The sequence below is a fragment of the Sphingopyxis sp. genome, assembly GCF_025869345.1.
In the GTDB taxonomy this organism is placed as follows: Bacteria; Pseudomonadota; Alphaproteobacteria; order Sphingomonadales; family Sphingomonadaceae; genus Sphingopyxis.
This window is the reverse complement of sequence record NZ_JAOZVW010000009.1, coordinates 1-18,123: the sequence shown is the minus strand read 5'-3', so window position 1 is coordinate 18,123 and position 18,123 is coordinate 1. Positions and strand designations below refer to the sequence as shown.

At 67.0% G+C, this 18,123-nt stretch carries 16 protein-coding genes and 1 pseudogene; 8 read left to right on the top strand and 9 right to left on the bottom strand.

Features of this window, described 5'->3' with window-relative positions; genetic code table 11:
* Positions 1–91: 91 nt before the first annotated feature.
* Together OJI97_RS00840 and OJI97_RS00835 are read right to left on the bottom strand one after the other, a co-directional pair.
* Positions 92–409, bottom strand: a complete 318-nt coding sequence (locus OJI97_RS00840; RefSeq protein WP_297659940.1) for a DUF2218 domain-containing protein — start codon at positions 407–409, stop codon at positions 92–94.
* Positions 409–957, bottom strand: a complete 549-nt coding sequence (locus OJI97_RS00835; protein WP_297659949.1) for a PadR family transcriptional regulator — start codon at positions 955–957, stop codon at positions 409–411. Before OJI97_RS00835 ends, OJI97_RS00840 begins: the two co-directional genes overlap by 1 nt.
* A gap of 507 nt (positions 958–1,464) precedes the next feature.
* Between OJI97_RS00835 and rplJ the strand changes: the two genes are divergently transcribed.
* Together rplJ and rplL are read left to right on the top strand one after the other, a co-directional pair.
* Positions 1,465–1,980, top strand: a complete 516-nt coding sequence (gene rplJ, locus OJI97_RS00830) for a 50S ribosomal protein L10 (RefSeq protein WP_297659937.1) — start codon at positions 1,465–1,467, stop codon at positions 1,978–1,980.
* Between the two features lie 58 nt (positions 1,981–2,038).
* Positions 2,039–2,410, top strand: a complete 372-nt coding sequence (gene rplL, locus OJI97_RS00825) for a 50S ribosomal protein L7/L12 (protein ID WP_297659944.1) — start codon at positions 2,039–2,041, stop codon at positions 2,408–2,410.
* 99 nt (positions 2,411–2,509) lie between these two features.
* On the opposite strand, the gene OJI97_RS00820 is transcribed toward rplL, so the two are convergent.
* Together OJI97_RS00820 and OJI97_RS18980 are read right to left on the bottom strand one after the other, a co-directional pair.
* A complete protein-coding gene (locus OJI97_RS00820; RefSeq protein WP_297659934.1) occupies positions 2,510–3,463 on the bottom strand; it encodes a hypothetical protein in 954 nt (317 codons plus the stop codon).
* A 1,486-nt stretch (positions 3,464–4,949) separates the two neighbouring features.
* A pseudogene (locus OJI97_RS18980) lies at positions 4,950–4,997 on the bottom strand (hypothetical protein); the annotation flags it as partial.
* A 281-nt stretch (positions 4,998–5,278) separates the two neighbouring features.
* Between OJI97_RS18980 and OJI97_RS00810 the strand changes: the two are divergent.
* Positions 5,279–6,301, top strand: a complete 1,023-nt coding sequence (locus OJI97_RS00810) for a phosphoribosylglycinamide synthetase (RefSeq protein WP_297659929.1) — start codon at positions 5,279–5,281, stop codon at positions 6,299–6,301.
* On the top strand, positions 6,298–7,158 hold the full coding sequence (locus tag OJI97_RS00805) for an NTP transferase domain-containing protein (protein ID WP_297659926.1): 861 nt from the start codon (positions 6,298–6,300) through the stop codon (positions 7,156–7,158). The genes OJI97_RS00810 and OJI97_RS00805 overlap by 4 nt, the downstream gene beginning before the upstream one ends.
* Here the strand turns inward: OJI97_RS00805 and OJI97_RS00800 are convergent.
* Complete coding sequence (locus OJI97_RS00800) at positions 7,079–8,524, bottom strand: carotenoid oxygenase family protein (RefSeq protein ID WP_297659924.1); 1,446 nt, start codon at positions 8,522–8,524, stop codon at positions 7,079–7,081. The two genes, OJI97_RS00805 and OJI97_RS00800, sit on opposite strands and share 80 nt — an antisense overlap.
* 84 nt (positions 8,525–8,608) lie before the next feature.
* On the opposite strand from OJI97_RS00800, the gene OJI97_RS00795 reads away from it, so the two are divergent.
* From OJI97_RS00795 to OJI97_RS00785, 3 genes are all read left to right on the top strand, one after another.
* A complete protein-coding gene (locus OJI97_RS00795) occupies positions 8,609–9,217 on the top strand; it encodes a TetR/AcrR family transcriptional regulator (protein ID WP_297659921.1) in 609 nt (202 codons plus the stop codon).
* 100 nt (positions 9,218–9,317) lie between these two features.
* Entirely contained in the window at positions 9,318–11,129 is a 1,812-nt protein-coding gene (locus OJI97_RS00790; protein ID WP_297659918.1) for a sensor domain-containing diguanylate cyclase, read from the top strand.
* A 315-nt stretch (positions 11,130–11,444) separates the two neighbouring features.
* Positions 11,445–12,113, top strand: a complete 669-nt coding sequence (locus OJI97_RS00785; protein ID WP_297659915.1) for a DUF4197 domain-containing protein — start codon at positions 11,445–11,447, stop codon at positions 12,111–12,113.
* On the opposite strand, the gene OJI97_RS00780 is transcribed toward OJI97_RS00785, so the two are convergent.
* The 4 genes from OJI97_RS00780 to OJI97_RS00765 all read right to left on the bottom strand — a co-directional run bounded on the left by OJI97_RS00780 (position 12,097) and on the right by OJI97_RS00765 (position 14,375).
* Positions 12,097–12,861, bottom strand: coding sequence for a hypothetical protein (locus OJI97_RS00780; protein ID WP_297659912.1), 765 nt, complete (start codon positions 12,859–12,861; stop codon positions 12,097–12,099). The genes OJI97_RS00785 and OJI97_RS00780 overlap by 17 nt on opposite strands.
* Positions 12,851–13,075, bottom strand: coding sequence for a helix-turn-helix transcriptional regulator (locus OJI97_RS00775; protein ID WP_257543931.1), 225 nt, complete (start codon positions 13,073–13,075; stop codon positions 12,851–12,853). The genes OJI97_RS00780 and OJI97_RS00775 overlap by 11 nt, the downstream gene beginning before the upstream one ends.
* Positions 13,075–13,578, bottom strand: a complete 504-nt coding sequence (locus OJI97_RS00770; protein WP_297659905.1) for a DUF2975 domain-containing protein — start codon at positions 13,576–13,578, stop codon at positions 13,075–13,077. The genes OJI97_RS00775 and OJI97_RS00770 overlap by 1 nt, the downstream gene beginning before the upstream one ends.
* Before the next feature lie 179 nt (positions 13,579–13,757).
* A complete protein-coding gene (locus OJI97_RS00765) occupies positions 13,758–14,375 on the bottom strand; it encodes a hypothetical protein (protein ID WP_297659902.1) in 618 nt (205 codons plus the stop codon).
* Between the two features lie 444 nt (positions 14,376–14,819).
* On the opposite strand from OJI97_RS00765, the gene rpoB reads away from it, so the two are divergent.
* A partial coding sequence (gene rpoB, locus OJI97_RS00760) for a DNA-directed RNA polymerase subunit beta (RefSeq protein WP_297659900.1) occupies positions 14,820–18,123 on the top strand: 3,304 nt, incomplete at its 3' end.

The window sequence follows — 18,123 nt, the reverse complement described above, 5'->3', positions numbered from 1 at the left end:
ACCCCCGGCGAGCCGCCCGGCGGGGGGGGTGCCCCCCCTCCCCGCGACACGAACGGGATGGTGGGTCAGGTTAAAAGCTCGTGGTTCAAGCTCAGCCTCGCTGCCAGTCGAACGCCAGCGGCGCCTCCCGAAACGCGAAGCGGTCGAGGTGGCGGGCGACCACGTCCTGCATCGCGTCCAGATGCGCGTCGCTGCTGGCGTCGATGCGGACCGACAGCGCGTCCGGCCCCGCATCGAACGTTACCAGCGCATCGGCCGGCCAGTCGGCACCGCGCGCATCCTTCGGGAAGCGCACGGTGCCGTGCTCGGGGGTGAAGACGACGCTGAGATTATGCTGCCAATGCTTGCAAAGCTGCTGGAGATATTTGCTCGCGTGGGCGGTCGGAACCTCGGCGGCGGCGCTGCGCATCACAGCCGCTCGATCTTTTGCGCGGCCTCGTCGATCAGCGCGACGATGTCGTGCAGCGTCGCCTCCTCGAGGTCGCGCTCGCCGAGCCGGTTCATCAGGACGGCCTTGAGATTGCCCATCGCGCGGCGGATCGAGGCGCTGTCGGTGCGCTGGCGCTCTTCGCCGACTTCGGTCAGGCGAGCGATCAGCGCCGTGATAGTCTCTGCGTTGGTTTCAAGCTCGGTCCGGCCGGCGTCGGTGATCGCGAACAATTTCTTCGCGCCGTCGCTGTCTGCGGTCTCGATCAATCCCATGTCGCCCAGCAGGGTGAGGGTGGGATAGATCACCCCCGGGCTCGGCGCATAGACACCGCCGGTCAGCTCCTCGATCTGGCGGATCAGGTCGTATCCGTGGCGCGGCTCGTCGGCGATCAGCTTCAGCAGCACGAGCCGCAGCTCGCCGCCGTCGAACATCCGCCGGCGCCGGGTGCGGCCATCGTCGTCGTGGCGCCCGCCGAAGCCGCGGCCGAAGCCGCCGCCATGACCGAAGCCCCTGCCGCCCCGGTGCATTCCGTGGCGCATCGCCTCGCGCCCCATCTGGTGCAGGGCGCGACGCATGGCATGGCGCTCGTCGCAGCCGTGCCGGTTCATTTCCTGTCGCATCATAAACTCCTTCGTGCGATTCGATGCGTCTAAGATATATCTTGAAACAGGCTTTGCAAGACCCGAACGGCACGCGGCGCGACACTTTCCCCAATTTCCGCCGCCATGCTTGACTTTGCGCCCGTTCCGGCTATCAGCGCCCCCGTGTTGCCTTGGCCCCGGCCTCGGCAATTCCGTCCGAGACAGTTGGTGAAGGGAATATGCCCTTCTTAATGTCCAACCGAGACGGGGACAGTCTTCTATCGGTCGCCTGCCTGGCATGCCCGGCGCACGCGGCTTGACCGACCCCATCGGACATCGCCAACGCAAATGCAGGCGAGCCTCGGCTCGCCCCGGCATCTGCGTGTGTTAGCCGCCCGGCGGCTCCAAGCGCTTCGGCGTGCGGGCATCCGGGCAGATGAGTGGAGTATAGGCATGGATCGTACGGAAAAGGCCGAAGCCGTATCCTCGCTGAACGCTACGCTGTCGTCAGCAGCCGCTGTTGTGGTCGTCCGCAACCTCGGCATGACCGTCGCCCAGTCGACGGTGCTGCGCCAGCAGATGCGCGATGCGGGGGCCGACTTTCGCGTCACGAAGAACCGTCTTGCCAAAATCGCGCTCGATGGCACGTCCTACACCGGCATCGGCGAACTGCTGACCGGACCCACGGCACTCGCAACCTCCACCGATCCGGTGTCGGCTGCGAAGATCGCCGTGGAATTTGCCAAGACCAACGACAAGCTTGAAATCGTTGGCGGCGGCATGGGCGACGTGGTGCTCGACGTGAATGGCGTGAAGGCGCTGGCTTCGCTTCCCTCGCTCGACGAGCTCCGCGCCAAGATCATCGGTCTGGTGCAGGCTCCGGCCACCAAGGTTGCGCAGATTGCCGCAGCCCCGGCGGGCCAGTTGGCGCGGGTTTTTGGCGCATATGCCGCCAAAGAAGCAGCGTGATTTCGAACTGAACTGAAACGTACTGCCGGGATATCCCGGCTTGAGATGGAGAATGAACATGGCTGATCTTGCTAAGATCGTTGAAGAACTGTCGGCGCTGACCGTCCTCGAAGCGGCTGACCTGTCGAAGATGCTCGAAGAAAAGTGGGGCGTTTCGGCCGCCGCTGCCGTTGCTGCCGCTCCGGCCGCCGCCGCCGCTGGCCCGGCTGCTGAAGAGCAGACCGAATTCGACGTCATCCTGACGGGTGACGGCGGCAACAAGATCAACGTCATCAAGGAAGTCCGCGCGATCACCGGCCTGGGTCTTGGCGAAGCCAAGGCGCTCGTCGAAGGCGCGCCGAAGGCTATCAAGGAAGGCGTGAACAAGGCCGAAGCCGAAGAGCTGAAGGCCAAGATCATTGCGGCCGGCGGCACCGTCGAACTGAAGTAATCGGTTCGCATCCGGCGGGCTCGCCCGCCGGACGCTGTGACAAAAGGAAAAGGGCGGCGCCGCGAGGCACCGCCCTTTTTCATATTCCGGGCCCGGACCTTAGTTGCGCGTCCAACCGGGCTTCAGTTCCTTGCGGGCGCGGCCGGGCTCGAGGCGGCGCACTTCCTGCTCGGCCGGGGCCGCAGGCTCCGTGCGCTGCGAGATTTCCCAGGCGCTGACCGGCGTGCGGCGCATGTCCTTCTGGCCGGCGAGCGTCGCGTCATATTCGGCGCGTTCCTGCCGGTCGAGGAAGCGCGCGCGGGCGAGCCGTTTGCCCAGCGTCGCAAAGGGATTGTCGGGGGTCGGCCCCGCCATCGCCATCGCTTCGTGGCGTCCCATGCTGCCGCTCGGCACCGCTGCAAAGGCCGGCGTGGTCTGCGGTACGACCACCGGCTCTGGTTCGGTTACGGTCGCAGCTGCGCCCGGAACCCATTCGGCATCGGCGGGGGCTTCGTCGAACTCCCACACCTCGTTCGACGCGCGGCGGCGGCGGGCGAAGGCGAGGCCGGCGCCGCCGATCAACAGCAGCGCGGCGGCACCGCCCGCGATCTCCCAGGGAAGATTGTTGTCACTGGCGGCGGCGCGCTCGACCGGCTGAGGTGCGGGAGCGGCGTCTGCAACGGGTTCGACCGGTGCTGCGATCGGGGGCGCGACGGGCGCGGCTTCCTCCACCATCGGCGCGGCGGCGGGGGTGGTTGGCGCGGCGGTTTCGCGCGACGCTGTGGGAGCGGGAGCCGCAGCGCGGGGCTTCGCGGCAGCGCGCTTGGGCTGAGCCTGAGCCGCCTCCTTCGGTGCGGCGGCCTTGGGCGCCGGTTCGGCCGGCGCCAGGTCGAGGGGAACGCGAATGACCGGCTGCGGCGCCGGTGTTTCAGCCGCCGGCGGCGTGGTCGTCGGGGCCGGAGCGGGCGCGGGGACCGTCGTCGGCGCGACCGGCGGGGTCATCGTCACCGTCGGCACTTCCTGCGCGAAGGCAGCGGGGGTGGACAGGGTCAGGAACGCGGCAATCGCGCTCATGGCGGGGCGGGAGAGGGCGATAGTTTTCGTCATAGTGACGGACAAACGAATGGCGCGCGAAAAGCGCTGCCGAAAACCGCCGGTTTCCGGGGCAAGGCGTGCCCGGCCGGAGACGGAACGAGGAATCCGCCCCGTTCGTCGCGTCCGAAAACCGCTTTCGGGTCAGCCGGCGGCAGCGGGGCGGGGGCCCGCCAGCGCGATTGAGGCGGCGGCCGATATCGCCGCGCCGACGAGCGCCATGTCGCGGTCGAGCCGCGTGTCGAGCGCCGGGACGGGAAGCGCCGCGAGGTCCGCGATCAGCGGCATCGACAGCGCGAGACGCAGCGTCCCCGCGGGGCGCCCGTCGGACATTTGGTGTGTCCGGACCGGCTGGCCCAGCCGAATCTCGTGCCCCAGCCACTGGCGCGATTGCCGCGCGATGAGCCCGTGCATCGCCCGCGCCGCGTCGAAGTCGCAGCCCGGCCAGCGCGCCGACAGGTCGAGCGTGCGCAGCGTTTCGGTCGCGAGGCAGCTCGTTCCCGCGCCGGGGACTTCGGCGAGCTCGAGCCGCTTGACGAGCCGCAGGACATGATGGCTGAAGCGTGCGATCACCTGTGCGACCTGTTCGCCGGGAAGCGCGGCGAAGCGCTCCATCTCGATCATCGCGGCTTGCAGGCGCAGCAACAGCCCGAAATTGCCCGATGCGGTTAGCCCGTCGGCGCCGGGCCAGTCCGCCGGCCATTCGGCGCGCGCCGCGAGGCGGCGATAGCCACCGGGCAGCGGACGGGCCCGGTCGCGGATCGCGCCCGGAACCAGTGCGATGCCGCTGAACGGCGGGCCGCCGACGAATTTCGACCCGGTCATCAGCACCACGCAGCCGAGCGCGAGATAGCGGCGCACGGCACTCGGCGCCATGCGAAGCTGGCAGGCATCGACCACGAATACCGCGGCGTCGCCGTGCGTCGCGGCCAGCCGCTCGACGTCGGCGATGGCGGGCAGCGTCAGCCCGGATTTCGATCCGTGGACGACGTGGACGACCGCGCGGCGGCCCTGCGCGGCGGCGCGCTCGATGTTCCGGGCAAGCTCGGCGGCGACCGCGGCCGATGCGCGCGGGCGCCCCGCCGCGTCGCGCACCGCGACATCGACAAGCTCGGTGTCCGCGAAGGCGGGATCGACCGGGGTTTGCGCCACGACGCGCGCGCCGATCGCGGTTTCGTCGGCGAAGAAGCGGCCCGCGGCGCTGTGCACGCAGCCGCTGCCGACCTCGTCGCGGCCGAGCAGCACGGCGGTGACCGGCCGGCCGTCGTATGCGGCGGCCAGGCCGACATATTCGAGGTCGGTTCCCGATGCGGCAAAGACGATCGCGCTATCGGTCAAGCCGAAATGGTCCGCCAGCCGCTGGCGCAGCATGGCCAGCGCCTCGGCATAGGCATCCGCCGCCATCGGCTGATCGAGCTGGCAGCGCCAGTGATCGAGCAGCGCGTTGAAGCCGTGTTCCGATAGGCTGCTAATCGTCGACGAGCCATAAGCGAGCGCATCGGTCGGCAGCACCGTGGCATGATAGAGGTTGCGGCCGTCCGCGCCGGGCCGGATGCGCCGATCACCGCCACTTGTCAGCGCGTCGGCGAGCCGGGCGGCGATGGCAGGGTCGATGGGGGGCGGGCGACGATCGTCGAAGGCGTCGGCGGCGAACAACATGGCGGGTGCGTCCTGGGAAGGGGGAGATGCAGGACGCCTAGCGCGGAAAGATGACAGGGATTTTGCGCTTTGGTTTCAGCGCCGTCACCAAAGAGTCATCGCGGTGCAACCTGCGTGTGGTGAGACCCCGGCATGCCAATGACCCATCTTGAACCGACGCGCCTGCCCGATCGCCTTCGCGATACGCAGCGGCTTCTCTTCATCGCCAAGCACGCCCGCTGGACCGGCGGCCTGCATCCCGACGACGGCAATCACGCGCTCTATCACCGCGAGACGCGCGAGATATTGGAGGGGCTCGGCATTCCGCTCGTCGTCGCCGACGATTATGCCGCGCTCTTCGCGCGGCCAGAGGCCGATTTCGTCTTTCCGCTGCTCAACCGTGGCGGCTTCTATAATTCGGAAATGCTGCTGCCTTTGCTCTGCAACCGGCTGGGCCTTCCCTATGTCGGCGCGTCGCCGATCGTGCGCGGCCTGTCCGACGACAAGCATCTGACCAAGCTCGAAGCCGCGGCGCGCGGCGTCCCGACCGCGCCCTGGGCGCTGTTCCGGCGCGGCGCGCCGGTCGATGTGGCGCGCTGTCCGCCGGCGCGGCGGTGGGTGGTCAAGCCGAACAACAGCTCGGCATCATGGGGCATTCGCGATGCGCACGACCGCGCCGAACTCGCGCAGGCGATTGCCGAGGTCCATGCGCTCGACCATGACGCGATGGTCGAACCCTTTCTCGACGGCAGCGACGTCGAGGTGCCGGTGATCACCTGTCGCGGCGCGCCCGCGATGCTGCCGATGATGATCTTCGAACAGGCCGATCCGACGCACCTGCGCACCTATCAGGAAAAGCGCGACCTCGTCGATCGCAGCGCCAAATACAGCCTCAAGCTGTTCGAGCCGGGCGCGCTGGCCGCGAAGATCGTCGATTATACGGCGCGGATGGCGGAGGTGTTCCGGCCGTTCGATTATGGCCGCTTCGAGTTTCGGATCGATTTCGAAACCGGCGAGATCCGGCTGCTCGAGGTCAACCTCAACTGCAACCTGTGGTCGGAGAAAGTCTTCGGCCGCGCCGCGGTCGCCGCGGGCTTCACCCAGGCCGACCTCATCGAGACCATCGTCGCCGAGAGCATGATCCGCCAGCTCGGCGCGGGCCGCGAGCGCGACGCGGCATGAGCGGCTCGATCCTGATCCTCGCGGGCCGCCGTCCCGGCGCGGTCGATGCGCTCGCCGCGGCGCATGGCGTCGGCGACAAATGCCTGGTCCCCGTCGCCGGGCGGGCGATGATCGCGCATGTCCTCGAAAGCGCCGCCCGGACCCCGGCGGAGCGAATCTTCGTTTCGACGCATCATCGAACGTTGCTCGACGATCTCGCCGATCCGGTGATCGACCAACTCGGCGAACGGCTCGTCGTGGTGCCCGCCGCCGACAATCTGGCGGACTCGGTGCTCGCGGTTGCCGACCGGGCCGCGTTTCCGCTGTTCATCACGACCGCCGACAATTGCCTGCTCACCCCCGAAACGATCGCCGAGATCGGCAACGAAGCCGCCCGGCTCGGCGCCGGCGCGGGGGTTGCGCTCGCGCGGCGCGAGGATGTGCTGGCGGTGCATCCCGAGGGGCAGCGGCGCTTTTATGAATTTTCGGACGTCGCGGTGTCGAACTGCAACGCCTACTGGATCGGCGACCGCGCCGCGCTGAAAGCCGCAGAGGCATTTCGCGGCGGCGGACAATTCGTCAAGAAGCCGATCCGCGTGATGCAGGCGTTCGGCCTGATCAACCTGCTGCGCTTCCGCTTCGGGCTCGGGCCGATCCACCATATCTTTCAGCGCATCTCGCGCCACCTGAATGTCGCCGTCGCCCCGCTGCTGGTGAGCAACGGGGCGACAGCGATCGATGTCGATAATGAACGGTCGTTGCGCGTGACCGAGGCGCTGATGATGCGCCCCGATGCGATCAATCCGCGACCCAGTTGCCGTGAAACCCCGGCGGGACGCGGTGCGGCAGGTGAACGACGGCTTGCGGTGATCCGCTGAAGTCGTCGGCGTTGAGGATGACGAGATCGGTGGTCTCGTCGTTCATGTCGACGACGAGGCCGATCAGCCAGCCATCGTCCTCGGCGCCCGTTTCGCTTCGCGGCACGAAGACGAATTCGCCGGGGTGGCGACCGGGGCCGAAATCATGGATCGCGGTCGTGCCCTCGGCGAGATCGTGGCGGAAGAGCCGCGTATCGGCCAGCGCCCATTCGGACGATGCGCCGTCGGGGATCGCGACGCTGGTGATATAGCGATAGGGGCGGGTGGTCCGTCGTTCGTCGTAGCGCGGAAACTCCTGCGCGTGATCGTGGATGACCGTTCGTACCGTCGTGCCGGCGGCCGGATCGATCGTCCAGCGCTCCATGCGCGATGTCTCGCTGTCGGGACCGCGCTTCGAGCTTGCGAACATCGTCTCGTGCGCGACGACGTCGACGATCACCTTGCCGTCCGCGGTCTCGTGCGCGTTGGCGGGGTGGAAGACGTAGCAGGGCTCGACCGGCACCCAGACGATCGCGTCGCCGCGGCCTGTCCTGGGGAGGAGGCCGACGCGCGCGGGATGCGCTTCGTTCCAGGCATAGGGGAAGCGATAGCCCGCGAGCAGCATCTTCATCGACAGGGTGACGGGCAGGTCGAAGACGAGCACATAATGTTCGGTGATCGCGCAGTCGTGGATCGACGGGCCGTCGCTGACCGCGACGGCTTCCTCGCGGACGACATGCGCGTCCTTGTCGAGGACGACGTGCCAGACCGTGTTCGGGACGTCGCCCTTGTAGGTGATCGCGTGAAGCTCGCCGGTGAACGGGTCCTCGTGCGGGTGCGCGGTGTAGCTGCCGGCCAGCGTGCCGTCGAAGGGATTGTGCGCGATGGTGCCCAGCTCATAGCCGAGCTCGACCGGCTTGCCGCCCGCCTCGACGATCGCGAAGGTGCGGCCCGCGATGCCGACGACATTGGTGTTGGGGGCGTCGAAGCCGCCCTCCTCGCGCGGGCCCGCCGGAATCGCCTCGCCCAGCGCCGCGCAGGCTTCGGTGCCGCGCACCCAGCGGTTGCGATACCAGTCGGCCTTGCCGCCTTCGATGCGGATGCCGTGGACCATGCCGGCGCCCGAGAACCAGTGATAGCTTGCGGGATCGGGCGCGATTGCGGGATTGGGACCGTTGCGGAGATAGCGGCCCTTGAGCGCGGCGGGAATCTCGCCGTCGACGCGAAGCGCCTCGAGCGTGACTTCCTCCTCCATCGGTTTGTGGATGCCGGTCAGGAAGGGGTGCGCGTCGGTCGGGCGGGGGAGGCGCTTGCGGTTGAAGTCGGCGACCTTGCCGATGCCTTTTTTTACCGCACCGCGGATCAGGGTTTCGACGTTGCTCGCCATGGTGATGCTCCTTAAGCGGATGGTTGCGAAGGGCCGCGCGGCGTCAGGCTTGCACGGCCGACTCGAAATGTTTACGGTGACAACATGACGAATGAAGATAACAGTGTCAACATGGAAAATGCCGGCGCCAGGAGCGCGGGCTCCTATCACCACGGCGACCTGCGCGCCGCGGTGATCGCGGCGGGGCTCAAGCGGCTTGCGGAGGGCGACGGGACCGACCTTGGCCTGCGCGCGATCGCCCGCGACGTCGGGGTCAGCGCGACCGCGCTCTACCGCCATTTTCCCGACAAGGAAGCGCTGCTCGACGCGCTCGCCGACGAAGGGTTGCGGCGGCTGGGCGCGCTCCAGTCGCAGGCCTGGCTCAAGGCAGGGGGCGGCCGCGCCGGCTTCCTCGCGACGGGCATCGCCTATGTCCGTTTCGCGCACGACGAACCCGCCGTCTTCCGGCTGAGCTTCACGCGCCAGATGTCCGAACGCTGCGAGCCGGGCGCCGACGGGGGCGAGGTCGGCTATAATCTGCTGCGTGCCGGGGTGGCGCAGACGATGCCGTATCTCGACGACCCCGAAGTTGCCGCGCTCCACGCCTGGTCGCTCGTCCACGGCCTGGCGATGCTGGTGCTCGACCGGCGTATCGAATGGGACGAGGCGCGCGTCGAGCAGATTGTCGGCATGACCTTCGGCGGCGTCGACTGACGAAGCCCGATTGCGCAAGGCTGCGATTTTGCGACGAAATATGGGCGAGCCGCATGCGATATTAGCGGTTTATTTTCCCATTTTCGGCTAGGCCGGGGTCATGAAGCGGTCGCTTTCCCCCGGAGTCGAGGCGGTGTTCTGGCCGCTGCTGACGGTGGCGGGCTATGGTCTGCTCGCCAGCCTGTCGCTCCACGCGACCCGCGGTGCCGACAACATCGCCGCGATCTGGCCGCCGAGCGGCTATTTCCTGGCGCTGTTGCTGTTGATGCCGGCCCGATCGCGCCCCGCCTCCTTCGTCGCCATGGCGACCGCCAGCATCGCGGCGAACATGCTGAGCGGGACGAGCGCGCTCGCCTCGGCCGCCTTCACGGCCGCGAATGCGGCGGAGGCCGGAGCGGCGCTATGGCTGATCCGCCGCCGCATTCCGGGCGAACTGTCGTTCATGGAACCGCGGGCCGTGGCCAATTTCTGCATCGCGGTGCTAGCGGCCGGCGCGCTCAGCGCGTCGATCGCGGCCGCGTTCGGCTGGACGCTCGGTGCCCCGGCGCTGGCTGGCCGCGGCATCGACTTTTTCTTTTCCTGGCTGACCACCGTGACGCTCGGGATGCTGATCGTCACGCCGCCGATCGTGATGCTCGCGCGGCTGGTCGATACGCGCGCCCTCGCCAATGTCCCGCGCAGGATGATCGTCGAGGCGACCGCGCTGCTGATCCTTGCGGCGGTGCTCACCGCATTGTCCTTTTCGCAGTCGCATTTCCCCGTGACCTTTCTGCCGACCGTCGCGGTGATCGCCGCTTCCTACCGGCTCGGCCCCTTCGGTGCGGCCGCAGGCATGCTGATCGTCGCGATCGTCGCGTCGTGGATGACGGGACAGGGGCTTGGGCCGGTCGCCGCGATCGAGGGCAGCCAGCGAAGCCGGGTGCTGTTCCTGCAATTCTATTTCATCACCCTGTTGTTCACCGCGCTGCCACTGGCGGCGCTGCTGGTGGTGCAGCGCCGGCTCGCGAAGCGGCTCGAGCAGAGCAACCGCTGGCTGCTTCAGGCCGAAGCCGCGGCGCTCGTCGGCCACTGGCGCGTCGACCTTGTCCGCTGGACGATCCAATGGTCCGACCAGGCCTATCGCGTCCATGGGCTCGAGCCCGGCGATCCGGTCGACGTCGACTATAGCGTCGAACAATATCTGCCCGAGGATCGCGCCGCGGTGCGCGCGATATTGGAGCAGGCGGTGCGAACGGGCGAACCGTTCGAATATCAGGGCCGGATCGTCCGCGCCGACGGCGCGATCCGCCATGTGAAATCGCACGGCTCGATCGAAAGGGGGCGCGGCGGCCGCGCGATCGGCATTTTCGGCACCGTGCAGGATGTGACCGAGACGGTCGAGAACGCCCGCATCCTGGAAGCGGCGCGCAGCGCGGCCGAACGCGTTGCCAACACCGACATGCTGACCGGTCTGCCGAACCGCCGCCACACGCTGGCCTTTCTGGAAACCGCGCTGACCGGCGCGCGCGAGCAGGGGGTGCCGCTGGCGGTGGCGATCTTCGACATCGATCATTTCAAGCGGATCAACGACGATCACGGCCACGCCGCCGGCGACGAAGTGATCCGCCGCGTCGCGCGCCGCGCCAAGGCGTCGCTGCGCGAAGAGGATCTGGTCGGCCGTTTCGGCGGCGAGGAATTCGTCTGCATCCTCCAGCGGTCGAGCGCGCAGGCCGCCGAAATGGTCGCCGAGCGGTTGCGCATCGCGATCGAGGCCGAAGGGCACGCCGATGGCAAGCTGCCGCCGGCGACGGTCAGCATCGGGCTTGCGGTCTATGACGGTGAAGGCGAAGCGGAGGCCTTGCTCCAGCGCGCCGATCAGGCGCTGTATCTGGCCAAGCGCGAAGGACGGAACCGGCTGCGCATGGCGGCGTGAACCCGATCTCCCATTTTCGTCATCCCGGACTTGATCCGGGATCCATTCATCCGGCGCTGAGAGAATGGATCCCGGATCAAGTCCGGGATGACGAAGGGAGGTGGCTCAAAGTGGCCGGTAAGCCACATTGTGCGTCTCATAACATCGTCATTCCCGCGAAAGCGGGAACGTCAGCCGACGCTCGCTTTGGGTTCCCGCCTTCGCGGGAATGACGAAAATGGGGGAGGCCGGCCTCTCACTCCAAAGCCGACAAAGCAGGCTTTGGCGCCGCCGGTTTTGCTGATAAACCCGCATCTTACGGAACGGGAGGGCGCCATGGAACGGGACGAGGACTATATCGCGCGGCGGATGCTGCTGGCGGGAGCGGCCGGACTGGCGGTGGCGGGATTGATCCCCGCGGCGCTGGCAAAAACCGCGAAGCCCGGCGTCAAGGGCTTGATCGCCAATGCGTCGGACAATGCGCTCGACCGGCTGGCGCAGCCGGGCGCCTTCTATGCCGACACCGCGGTGCGCATCCTGCTGCCCGGCGCGAGCGGCAAGCTGGCGTCGAAATTACTCGGCGCGGGCGACAAGCTGGGGCTGACGGCGGGGCTTACCAAAAGCCTGAACGACGCGGGCGGCAAGGCGGCGGGCGAGGCGAAGCCGATCTTCCGCGCCGCGATCGACAATCTGGGCTGGAACGACGTGCCGTCGCTGGTGTCGAAGAAGGACGGTGCGACGCGCTATCTGCAATCGAGCGCCGGCGGGCTGCTCGGCGACAAGGTGCGGCCGCTGATCGCCGGGGCGCTGGACCAGGTCGGTGCCTATCGCCAGCTCGACCAGCTATCGGGCAGCAGCCAGCTCCTTTCGATCGCGGGGATCAGCCACGACGGTCTGACCCATTCGGTCACCGATCAGGCGCTCAAGGGCATTTTCCTTTATATGGGCAATGAAGAAGCCGCGCTGCGCAGGGATCCGGGCAAGTTGCTCAAGGGGATATTCTAGCGCCGCCGACCAGATCGACCGCCTTGCGATCCGCTGCGTGGCGCGCCGCGATCGCCGAGACGCCGGTCATCGCCAGCGCAAGATAGCCGACGGCCAGCGCGTCGACGATTAGCAGCGGCCAGTCGAGGATCGCGGGCGCGAAGATCGCGCCGAAGCTCAGCGCATAATGGAGGATCATCAGCGGTACGATGCCCGCGAGCATCAGCAGGACGGTGTACCAGAAGCTGCCCGCCATGATGCGGATCGACCGGATAGGCCCGATCGCCGCATTGCCTACCGCCCACGCCGCATTCCATGCGGTCAGATAGACGCCTAGGATCACGCCGGCGAGCGCGAGGCCATAGCCGGTCCAGCGCGCGGGCTCGCCCGCAAGGCCGAGGAGGCCGGTCAGCGGCGGGCCGAACAGCGCCCACCATTGCTCGGTCGCCTGGATCGCGAAGAGGATCAGCCACAGCCCGATCGCGGGCCATTCGATCCGCCGTGCCCGCGCCGCGTCGCCGCCGAACAGGATATAGCGCATGAACCAATAGCCGGGCAGCAGCAGCGCCAGCGTCTTGGCGAAGCCGAACTGCATCCGCAGCGTATCGGCTTCGGCGGCCTTCGCACCCGCGATGCCGTCGTACATCCCGGCCTGCCACTCGACGACATGCTGCGCCAGTTCGGCCAGCACGGGGATGAGGAACAGCAGCGGGCAAAGCCGCGCGAAGGCCCAGGCGTGGCGATAGATGGCCTGGATGTCAGTCTTCATCGGCGGGCTCCTTGGGGTCGAACAGGATCAGGTCGCCGGGCTGGCAATCCAGCGCGCGGCAAATGGCGTCGAGGGTGGAAAAGCGGATCGCCTTCGCCTTGCCGGTCTTGAGGATCGACAGATTGGCGACGGTGATGCCGATCCGCTCGCTGAGCTCGGTGAGCGTCATGCGCCGCTGCCAGAGGAGGTCGTCGAGCTGGACGCGGATCGCCATCAGATCGTCCGCTCGATCTCGTCCTGCATCGCGGCGCCGCGCTCGAAGACGCGGGCGAGCACGAAGAGGAGGAGGACGGCGAGCCAGCCGGTGACTCCAAAGCTCCAGCCGAAATATTCGCCGGTCGCGGCGCTCGCGCGGATGCTGACCAGCCCGAAGGCGAGGTCGAGCAGCTGGATGCCGAGCAGCGCCCAGGCAATATGGCGCAGCCGCGCGGCATTGGCGGCGATGAAAGGTGTTCCCGCGCGCGCCGCGTCGATGATCGCGATCAGCCGGGTCAGGATGACGTGCGCGAGCAGGATGACGGGGGCGGTGATGAAGGTGACCCAGCGCAGCCACGCGATCGCGGCTTCGGGATGAGCGACATGATAGGGCCGGGCCCGGGCGATGAAGAGGTCGGGCGCGGCGAAGCCGACCCAGCCCAGCGCTGCGACGATTGCGAGACCCGTGATCCAGTTGAGGATATTCAATCCGGCCAGCAGCCGGCGACTCCAGAGCAGCATGGGCATCCCGTTTGAGGTTGATAGCTGACATATCGATAAACGATATGAACTATATTGCAAGTCGATATATCGGGATCAGGAAACAGGACAAAGGTTATGGGGCTTGTGGACGGCGCTATCGCGCAAAGAAAAAGGCGCGAGAGCGTTGCTCTCGCGCCTTTTGCTGCCGATCGCGAGGATCAGTTGGCGGGTTTCGCCGCGTCGGTTGTCGTGTCGGCCTCGGTCGCCGCATCGTCCGTCGCCGCTGCGTCGGGGGCCTTGGCTTCAGCGATTGCGGCCGCGAACTGCTCGGCGGAGAAGCTGGTCGACAGGCCGTGCGCCGCGACGAAGAAGGCCTTGCGCGGCAGGCGGACGTCGCCTTGCGCGGTGGTGACGACCACGCCCTGCGCGTCGGCGGTCTTGACCTTGCCGACGACCGAGCTGCCGTTCACGCCCTTGATGTCGGCGCCCGGCTGGAGCGCGGCGGTAAGCTGCGCATCGGCGGCGGCAGCCTGCTGGTCGAGTGCGGCGTTGAGCTGCGCGAGGGTCAGCGTGATCGCGGTGCCCTTGTCGGTCTGCATGAAGGCGCTTGCGGGGAGCGCGGCGGGCTTGTCGCCGACGGTGACGACGACGGTCGCGCCGTCGGAGCTGGCGATCGGGCCGATGGTCTGGCCTTCGCTGTCGTAGACGGTGGTGCCGGGAGTCAGCGTCGGGCCGGCGGGCGCGGCGGCGGGTGCGGCCTGCGCGAACGCGGGCACACCGGCGGCCATCGCGGTGCCGAGGGCGAGCGACGTAAGAAAGGCTGCATGTTTACGCATCGTGATATTCTCTCCTGACGTTTTGAATGGTCGAGACGCTTGAACGCGCGAGGGCGGCATGGGCCATGCCAAAATGGTCGAACCGTGGCCGGGGCGGGGTGAGCCGTTCTGTTCCGGGGTGGAACAGGATTCGCGGGCAGGATCGGAGAGCGTTGCCCGGATACGGACGGGAAAGGGATAATCGCCGATCAAGTCCGGGGTGACGAGCGGATTACTGTCTTCGGTGATGCGCTTCCATTGACACTGCACCCCCCAAATCCTATATCGCCTCCACACCCGATCGTCCGGGAAGCGGCCTGACTTTGCGCAACGGGCCACAGGAATGGGGCGGTAGGGATTTCAGGATGCGTTGGAAAGCTGCGGTAAACCGGCAACGGTTGGTCGCGGCCTTTTTGCGTTTCTGCTGCGCTCGCGACTAATTTTACGAAGGCGAGACAATCACTTATGGCGACCAAGGCGAAGTCGGTGGGCAAGGCCCTCGAAGCAACCGCAAGCAAGCGAATCCGTAAGCTGTTCGGCAATATCCACGAAGCGGTGGAGATGCCCAACCTCATCGAGGTGCAGCGCGAATCCTATGAGCAGTTCCTGCGTTCGGATCCGTCGGTCGGTTATGTTTCGGGCCTCGAAAAGACGCTGCGCAGCGTTTTCCCGATCCGCGATTTCGCCGGCACCGCCGAGCTCGACTTCGTCCACTACGAACTCGAGGCGCCGAAGTACGACGTCGAGGAATGCCGTCAGCGCGGCATCACCTATGCGGCGCCGATGAAGGTCACGCTGCGCCTGATCGTCTTCGAAGTCGACAGCGAAACCGACACCCGTTCGGTGCTCGATATCAAGGAGCAGGACGTTTACATGGGCGACATGCCGCTCATGACCGAGAACGGCACCTTCTTCGTCAACGGCACCGAGCGCGTCATCGTGTCGCAGATGCACCGTTCGCCGGGTGTGCTGTTCGACCATGACCGCGGCAAGACCCACTCGTCGGGCAAGTTCCTGTTCGCCGCGCGCGTGATCCCGTACCGCGGTTCGTGGCTCGACTTCGAATTCGACGCCAAGGACATCGTCAACGTCCGCATCGACCGCAAGCGCAAGCTGCCGGTCACCAGCCTGCTCTATGCGCTGGGCATGACGGGCGAGGAAATCCTCAACACCTTCTATGACCGCCTCGTCTTCGAGCGCGCCGAAAACGGCTGGAAGGTTCCCTTCGTCGTCGAGAACTGGCGCGGGTCGAAGCCCACCTTCGACGTCGTCGACGCCAAGACCGGCGAAGTCGTCTTCGCCGCCGGCCACAAGATCAGCCCGCGCCTCGCCAACAAGGCGGCAAAGGACGGGCTCGACACGCTGCTGATCCCGACCGAGGAAATCTTCGGCCGCTACAGCGCCTATGACCTGATCAACGAAGCCACCGGCGAAATCTATATCGAGGCCGGCGACGAAGTGACCGCCGAGAATCTCGAAAAGCTCGACGCCGCGGGGATCGACAAGCTCGTCCTGCTCGACATCGACCACAACAACACCGGCCCCTGGATCCGCAACACGCTGAAGGCCGACAAGGCCGAGGACCGCGATCAGGCGCTGAGCGACATCTACCGCGTCATGCGCCCCGGCGAACCGCCGACGCGTGAGACGGCGGAAGCGCTGTTCGGCGGCCTGTTCTTCGATTCCGAGCGCTACGACCTGTCGGCCGTGGGCCGCGTCAAGCTCAACATGCGCCTTGGCCTCGATGCCGAGGACACGGTGACGACGCTGCGCAGCGAGGATATCCTCGCCGTGGTCAAGGAACTGGTGAACCTGAAGGACGGCAAGGGCGAGATCGACGATATCGACAATCTCGGCAACCGCCGCGTGCGTTCGGTCGGCGAACTGCTCGAGAACCAGTATCGCGTCGGCCTGCTGCGCATGGAGCGCGCAGTCAAGGAGCGCATGTCGTCGGTCGACGTGTCGACGGTGATGCCGAACGACCTGATCAACGCGAAGCCCGCGGTCGCCGCGGTGCGCGAATTCTTCGGCTCGTCGCAGCTTTCGCAGTTCATGGATCAGACCAACCCGCTGTCCGAAGTCACCCACAAGCGCCGCGTCTCGGCGCTCGGGCCGGGCGGTCTGACCCGCGAGCGCGCGGGCTTCGAAGTCCGCGACGTTCATCCGACCCATTATGGCCGCATCTGTCCGATCGAAACGCCGGAAGGCCCGAACATCGGTCTGATCAACAGCCTCGCGACCTTTGCGCGCGTCAACAAATATGGCTTCATCGAGACGCCGTATCGCAAGATCATCGACGGCAAGGTGACCAACGAGGTCGTCTATCTGTCGGCGATGGAGGAATCGAAGCACACGGTCGCGCAGGCGAACGCCGACCTCAACCCCGACGGCAGCTTCATCGACGAGCTGATCTCGGCGCGCGAGGCGGGCGAATTCCTGATGGCGCCGCGCGACCAGATCACGCTGATGGACGTGTCGCCGAAGCAGCTCGTTTCGGTCGCGGCCTCGCTGATCCCGTTCCTCGAAAACGATGACGCCAACCGCGCGCTGATGGGATCGAACATGCAGCGTCAGGCGGTGCCGCTGCTCCGCGCCGAGGCGCCGGTGGTCGGCACCGGCATGGAAGGCACCGTCGCCCGGGATTCGGGCGCGGCGATCGCGGCGCGCCGCGGCGGCGTGATCGACCAGGTCGACGCGACGCGTATCGTCATCCGCGCGACCGACATGGTCGAGCCCGGCAAGTCGGGCGTCGACATCTATCGCCTGCAGAAGTTCCAGCGTTCGAACCAGTCGACCTGCATCAACCAGCGTCCGCTGGTGAAGGTCGGCGACGTCGTCCGCACCGGCGACATCATCGCCGACGGCCCGTCGACCGAGCTCGGCGAACTGGCGCTCGGCAAGAATGTGCTCGTCGCCTTCATGCCGTGGAACGGCTACAATTATGAGGACTCGATCCTCATCAGCGAGCGCATCGTGAAGGACGACGTCTTCACCTCGATCCACATCGAGGAATTCGAAGTCACCGCGCGCGACACGCGCCTCGGGCCGGAGGACATCACCCGCGACATTCCGAACGTCGGCGAGGAAGCGCTGCGCAACCTCGACGAGGCGGGCATCGTCTATATCGGCGCCGAAGTCGGCCCCGGCGACATCCTCGCCGGCAAGATCACGCCGAAGGGCGAAAGCCCGATGACGCCGGAAGAAAAGCTGCTGCGCGCGATCTTCGGCGAAAAGGCCAGCGACGTGCGCGACACCTCGCTGCGTCTGCCGCCGGGCGTCTCGGGCACCGTCGTCGAGGTCCGCGTCTTCAACCGTCACGGCATCGACAAGGACGAGCGTGCGATCGCGATCGAGCGCGAGGAAATCGAGCGGCTGAAGCAGGACGCCGACGACGAGCGCGCGATCCTCAACCGTGCGACCTTCTCCAGCCTCAAGGACCTGCTGATCGGTCAGACGACCAGCGCGGTGCCGAAGGGCCTGAAGAAGGGCGACGAGGTCACCGAGCAGATGCTGGTCGATCTCGACCGCGCCGACTGGTGGAAGCTCGCGGTGGTCGAGGACAATGCGCAGACCGCATTGGAAGCGATCAAGGCGCAGTATGACGACGCGATCAAGCGGATCAACGCGAAGTATGAAGACCGCGTCGAAAAGCTGCAGCGCGGCGACGAACTGGCGCCGGGCGTGCTCAAGATGGTCAAGGTCTTCGTTGCCATCAAGCGCAAGCTGCAGCCGGGCGACAAGATGGCCGGCCGTCACGGCAACAAGGGCG